At 58.7% G+C, this 5,716-nt stretch carries 5 protein-coding genes; all 5 read left to right on the top strand.

The genetic code is table 11. From position 1 onward, the window contains the following. The first annotated feature begins 1,688 nt into the window (after positions 1-1,688). Genes B2994_RS03820 through B2994_RS03800 form a run of 5 tightly spaced genes read left to right on the top strand, consistent with a single transcriptional unit; the run spans position 1,689 to position 5,598 of the window. Positions 1,689-2,009, top strand: a complete 321-nt coding sequence (locus B2994_RS03820) for a hypothetical protein (RefSeq protein ID WP_291527058.1) — start codon at positions 1,689-1,691, stop codon at positions 2,007-2,009. Between the two features lies 1 nt (position 2,010). Then, positions 2,011-2,718, top strand: coding sequence for a hypothetical protein (locus tag B2994_RS03815; protein ID WP_291527057.1), 708 nt, complete (start codon positions 2,011-2,013; stop codon positions 2,716-2,718). A 27-nt stretch (positions 2,719-2,745) separates the two neighbouring features. Further along, positions 2,746-3,840 (top strand): peptidoglycan-binding domain-containing protein, encoded by a 1,095-nt coding sequence (locus B2994_RS03810; protein WP_291527056.1) that lies wholly within the window; start codon positions 2,746-2,748, stop codon positions 3,838-3,840. After that, positions 3,831-4,493, top strand: a complete 663-nt coding sequence (locus B2994_RS03805; RefSeq protein WP_291527055.1) for an ATP-binding cassette domain-containing protein — start codon at positions 3,831-3,833, stop codon at positions 4,491-4,493. The genes B2994_RS03810 and B2994_RS03805 overlap by 10 nt, the downstream gene beginning before the upstream one ends. Continuing rightward, a complete protein-coding gene (locus B2994_RS03800) occupies positions 4,444-5,598 on the top strand; it encodes a hypothetical protein (RefSeq protein WP_291527054.1) in 1,155 nt (384 codons plus the stop codon). Before B2994_RS03805 ends, B2994_RS03800 begins: the two co-directional genes overlap by 50 nt. The last annotated feature ends 118 nt before the right edge of the window (positions 5,599-5,716 follow it).

The raw sequence follows: 5,716 nt of genomic DNA, 5'->3' as shown, positions 1-5,716 counted from the left end.
GATTCGAACCCACAACCCACGATCTATTTGGGCGGGAAACCGTTGCATTCGTTATTTGCAGAGATGTTGAAAAATGTTGGAATTTCAATGATTTCGGTGTTGATGATTGTTGAGGAGATTGACAAGATGTGACATGTTCTCGTAGTCATTGCGTCTAGAGTGCGTCTAATCTTCGAGAGAGAAAGAATCGTTCATACTTGTTGTTTGACGGAACGCATTTGATAGACGGAAACAGGTAAAGATTCAATAGGGTCACGGCAAAGAATCAAGCCAAAAGGCTTGGAAACACTAAAAGAGTCAAAAGAATCAAAAGATATCGATATTTACGTAAGTGTCTGTGAAATTGCTAATCATATTTGGTTATTGGGGCTCTGCCCCATTCCCCGCTTAGGGAACAAGTTCCCTAAGAACCCGTATCCGCTGCCGCGTGGCCACTACGCTGCGCTCCGGGCCACTTGCCTCTCACTGACGCTTTGAGTTGGATGGTGGCTACCCGGAAATTCGCATGTCTGTGGGATGATGAGCGGCAGGAGTGTTCTTGAGCAGGTTGACGTTCATCCAGCGTTGGAAGGATCGTGGCGACGAGAAGCAGGAGAGACCCAGCGTTTCTGGATCGGCCTGCTGGGCAACGTCCTAGGCGTGGGGAACGTGACCGAGAACGTGCTGTTCGAGTAAGACCGTTGGCGGCGGTTTCATCGACGTACTGTGCCTGGAGGACAGGTTCCTCGTGGAACAGAAGGGCGGCAGATTCGACCTCGATGAACCGGAGGAGCATCAGGACACCATGGTCATCATGGGTTCATCCCGGAACACAGATATAGGGCAGTCGTGGTGATTTCCGCTCAACCTTCAATGAAGGGAATGTTCGAGGCTGGGGCTGAAATGGGCTTTCAATAGCGGTTCCTGTATATCTCCGCATATAGCGATGGGCTTAATGTCCGTGCTATCGACGAAAAACCGATTTCGCTTGTGTCGTCGACAAAGCTTCCATACTATGCAGAGGCGTTACCCGAAGACTACTCTAACGAGCAGATGAACCGGTTCTACGAGTGCGGTGGCTATGCCAAAGCCAACGAATCCTCGTCAGAGTCCAGCCATCTGAGAATGTACCTTCATACGGTTGCCACATGTTGTGAAGGCTGAAATCATCACCGAAAAGTTAAAGACTTTCAGAGAACACTGAGGGGATCCGCGTCGGGCTCACGGCACGTATCTGCGCGAGAAGCGGGCATCTGTGTTCCGCCTGTTCGAAGATTCGCGGCCTTTCGGAATTACGTAGGAGGACTGGGAGCTCGCGGCACGCTGATGCAATACTCGCGTCAGTGTTACGAGGGAAACCTAAGGTAATATAAGAACGAGAACCTCAATCGACGTGCCGATTGCAAAGATGAAGATGAATTGGTTGATGTACGTTCTCAGCGTGGCACAGGGACCTGTATCCAAGGAAGAATTGACTTGATCCTTATCGAAAAGGCGAAAATCAATGTGGATGACGCGCTGGAGAATCTAATGGCTACGGAAAAGGTCAAACGCATAAAAGGCACGAAGGGTGAGCGCTGGCACTCACTCAGATGATGCTGAGTGACCTATCAGCCCACTTAGGCTACCGATTACAGCCATAAAGGTTTCGGTGGTATCATAAGTTGTGAAATCAGCGTTGATTTCACAGTCTCATCAAAGGATCTAATATGCAAAAGCAAACTAGGAAGTGCTATAGGACGGTGATTGTTGCATTTCTTTCTGCGGCACTGGCAACAGGAATAAGTGTTCCAGCTGCCAATGCGTGGTGGAATGACAAAGAGATTAGCAATAGCGCTATGGCCGGATACTGGAAATATAACTGGTCTTACTCATATGCGTCATGTGAATCACGAGCAGCGAGATGCCATGTCTGTGTTAAGCAGGATAGCGTTATTAAATCTGCTGATGTTTATGGTCGCGGTCTGGTGATTGACAGAAGCATTTATGGAAAAGAGCAGTTAACCAATGATGGTGCAAAGGTTTACTGATATGCAGAACAACATAAGAAGAGTCTGCGCTCTTTTTATGTCGGGGCTGCTGATCATGACCCAAGGTGCATGCAGTGCCGGTGGCCAGGCTGCTTCGGAATCTTCTTCCGGGACGTCCGAAGCAGCCGCCCAGCCGATGCAGCTTGCTGGTCTTGGGCAGAAGAATGCGAATTCGTTGAGTGAATACATCGACTGGTATGAAAGTCGTTTGTATGAGCCGCCTTCGCAGTTTGCCCAGGACGTGCTGGACCGGGCAAAGGAAACCGGGAATATTCCCATGTCCGATTATGAGGCGGCGTGGTCTCGATACAAGCAGTGCATGACGGGAAGGGGAATCAAGGAAATCGTCCTCATCAAGTACCCCAACGGGCTGTATGTCGACAGTCTTCATCGAGAGGGTACGCAAGCGCAGGAGCAAAAGGCGAGTGAGGATCAGTCCGCGTGCTACGGAGAAGTGGTTCCCGTCATCGACGTGTATGGGGTGCAGGTCGGTAACGTGAATTTTTATGCGAATGCGAGCGAGGCCATTGTGGATTGTCTGCATCGCAGCGACCTTGTGCCCGGGAACTACACGGCGGGGCAGTATGCCGCGGAAAAGGCGAGCGGGAATTACAGTTTCGACGACCGGAACATGGAGGTTCGCGGTTGCGAGGTGGCGAATAATTCCGTCAGGTCATTCGCCGACGAACCTGTGGCGACATGGTTCTGATCAGGGAGAAGCAGGGGAAGCAATGCCATGAAGAGTAAAAGGAATGGCTCGAACGGCGGCGAAGCGAGGCGGCGTACCATCTCGGTGACGTGGCTGGTGCTGGCGGTGGTGGTTGCCGCGGCGCTTGCGGTCGGCGCGTGCGCGCTGTTCCTTCCCGACTGTGCGCCGGCGTTGCTGGATTCGCCGGAGGAAATCACCTCGGCTGAGGTGTCGGGCCAGCGCTATGACGGTCGGCAGAGCGTGAATGTCGTTCCCGAGCTGACGGACAAGCGCGACCTGATCATCAACGCGTCGGGCACGGTGACAGCGGATTATTCTGCCGCCGGTCTTGATTCCGGCAAGGCCGCCTTGGCGGTGAACGGCCGACAGATTGTGGCGCTGAGCACCGCAACGCCGCTCTACCGGGACTTGGCGGTGGGGGATTCAGGGCCCGATGTGCGGGCGTTGAACGCCGAGCTGGCTCGTCTGGGGTACGGGGCGCCCGCAGACGCCGACTCGTATACGCGGGCGACGGCGAACGCGGTGAAGGCCCTGGGCAAGGCGGTTGGCGCGGGCTTCGGGGATTCCGGATCATTGCCGCTCGCCGATGTGCTCTGGCTGCCGCAGGAGCATGTTTCGGTATCCGTCTGGCAGGGCGTGGTTGGCCTCGGCATGTCCGCGGGGTCTCCGGTGGGGCAGATTCCGGGCGGTATCACCAAACTGACCGTCAAAAACGGCAGTCCCTCCGACAGGGACCGTACGCTGACCATTTTCGGCCAGTCCGCCACGCTTCCCGCGGGGACGATCGAGATCGCCGACGCCCGGTTCTGCCGGCAAGTGGCGGACACCGCCGATTTCCAGCAGATGACGTCAACTCCCGAGATCGACATGTCGCAGGGATTGGACGCGGTTCTGGAACTGAAGGAGCCGGTGGTGGCCGTGCGTGTGCCCGCGGCCGCCGTGTTCGGGGTCGTCGAGGACGGCAATGCGCGCAAAGGCTGCGTGATGAGCGGCGGCAGGAGCGTTCCGGTGACGATTGTGGGCGCCGATCTCGGCGTCAGCCTGGTGCAGACCGAAGACGGAAGCGCTTTGGAATCCGTGACGCTCGGCAGCGCACTGGACGGTGCGTCATCATGCCGGTGACAGTCCATGACCTGGCGCAGCGGTTCCCCGGAACCGACCTGCTGTTCGAACACCTCGACGCACAATTTGTGCCGGGTGAGACCGTGGCGGTGTGCGGTCCCTCGGGTTGCGGCAAGTCGACGTTGCTGTCGATCCTCGCCGGATGGGAGCAGCCCTATGCGGGCTCGGTGGAACGGCAGGGCATACGACGCGTGGGATGGGTGTTCCAGAACCCCTATGGGGTGGCCGAGCGTACGGCGCTAGACCATGTGACGTTCCCGCTGATCGCCAAGGGGATGCGCAGGGGTGATGCCGAACGCGAGGCGATGGACGCGATGGGGCTGTTTGACCTTGCATACGCCGCGAACAGGCCGTTCTCGGCGTTGTCCGGTGGAGAGGCGCAGCGGCTAATGCTGGCCCGGGCGGTGTGTTCCAGGCCGGACATGTTGCTGGTGGATGAGCCCACCGCGCAGCTTGACACCCGCACCGCGCATTCGGTCAGCGGCGTGCTGGGGGCCCTGGCCGGCAGGGGCATGATCGTGGTGGTCGCCACGCATGATCCGGACACGCGTGACGCCTGCGATAGGGTCATCGATCTCGCGCATTACGCGCCCGGTGCCGGCAATGGTGGGAATGCCGGCGATGGTGGGGGTGAGGGCGATGCGCTGGCGTGAACTGTGCTCCGAGGCGCTGCGCAACATCGGGACCGGAGCGGCCAGGGCCGTGTGGTGGTTTCTCGCCGTGCTGCTGGCGGGTCTGCTGCTGGGCGGCTATGAGGCGATGACGGTGATCGGTCAGGAGCGCGAGGCCTCGTCACGTATCGCGATGAACGCCGACGTGCGTGTGCTGACGGGCGGCTCCCCGGTGGATGGCGTTGCATGCGACGGATTAACTAGGGCGGCGAACGGTCCGCAGGCCTCGGGCGCGATGCGCAAGGGGCCGCAGGTGGAGCCGGCCTCCACACCGGGCGTGGATCTGTCGAGCTACGAGGTCACCGACGGCATGATCCGACTGCTCGCTGTGGGTGACGCAGACCGCCTACAAGTAGCGGATGCGAGCGGCATATGGGTGTCCGCGGACGTTGCGCGCGACTTCGGTATGGTCGAGGGCGGCGTTCTGGAAACCACGGATGGCACGGTGCGCGTGGCCGGCGTGTTCGACTGGCCAAACGACGGCCGCGATACGAGATTCGGATATGCGGTGATCGTGCCGGTGGGCGAGGATTCGCCCTCGTCGGAAACCGGAGCGACGACGTTCGAGGAGTGTTGGGCCAAGCAGTGGCCGGTGAATCCGGGACTGGATTCGCTGATGCTTGCGACGGTGGTCGCCGGAGGCGGCGACGCCCACGGCCAGGCCTCCGGCGTTATGGGATTGAATCGCGGCGCGGATTCGCGCTATGACGCGGCTGCGGCGTATGCCAGCCGTTCCACCCGCATGATGCCAGTGCTCGGATTAGCGCTGGGCGCGCTGATAGGCGTGCTGTCGGTGCGCAGACGGCGGCTGGAATACGCGGGTGCTCTGCATTCCGGGCAGCGCAAGGTCGATCTGCTGGCGCAGGTTGGCGTGGAAACGCTGATCTGGGGCGGAGAGGCTGTGCTGGCGGCGGTTTCATTGTTGACGGCCTATACGTGGCGCTGGTCGCTTACATCGCCCGCATCGGTGTTGCTCGCGGCGGTACGAACACCCATGGCGATGCTGTGCGGTCTGCTGCTGGGAGGCCTCGCATGCGCGGCAGGCATCCGCGAATCCCAGTTGTTCCGCTACTTCAAGGCGCGATAGCCTATCCCCGAAAGTACGGTCGCAAACGGACGCTGACGACGGCGTGTTGCGTCCGATTGCGACAGTAGTTCCTGCGCGAGGTTTGCTAAAAAGTCGAGGATAAGGGGCTGCGTGATCA

The organism is Bifidobacterium sp. UBA744, assembly GCA_002298605.1.
GTDB lineage: Bacteria > Actinomycetota > Actinomycetes > Actinomycetales > Bifidobacteriaceae > Bifidobacterium.
This window is presented reverse-complemented; position numbering and strand designations above follow the sequence as displayed.

Coding starts and splice junctions, on each gene's coding strand:
- B2994_RS03820 (WP_291527058.1), top strand. CDS start 1,689: ATGCAAAAGCAAACTAGGAAGTGCTATAGGACGGTGATTGTTGCATTT.
- B2994_RS03815 (WP_291527057.1), top strand. CDS start 2,011: ATGCAGAACAACATAAGAAGAGTCTGCGCTCTTTTTATGTCGGGGCTG.
- B2994_RS03810 (WP_291527056.1), top strand. CDS start 2,746: ATGAAGAGTAAAAGGAATGGCTCGAACGGCGGCGAAGCGAGGCGGCGT.
- B2994_RS03805 (WP_291527055.1), top strand. CDS start 3,831: ATGCCGGTGACAGTCCATGACCTGGCGCAGCGGTTCCCCGGAACCGAC.
- B2994_RS03800 (WP_291527054.1), top strand. CDS start 4,444: ATGGTGGGAATGCCGGCGATGGTGGGGGTGAGGGCGATGCGCTGGCGT.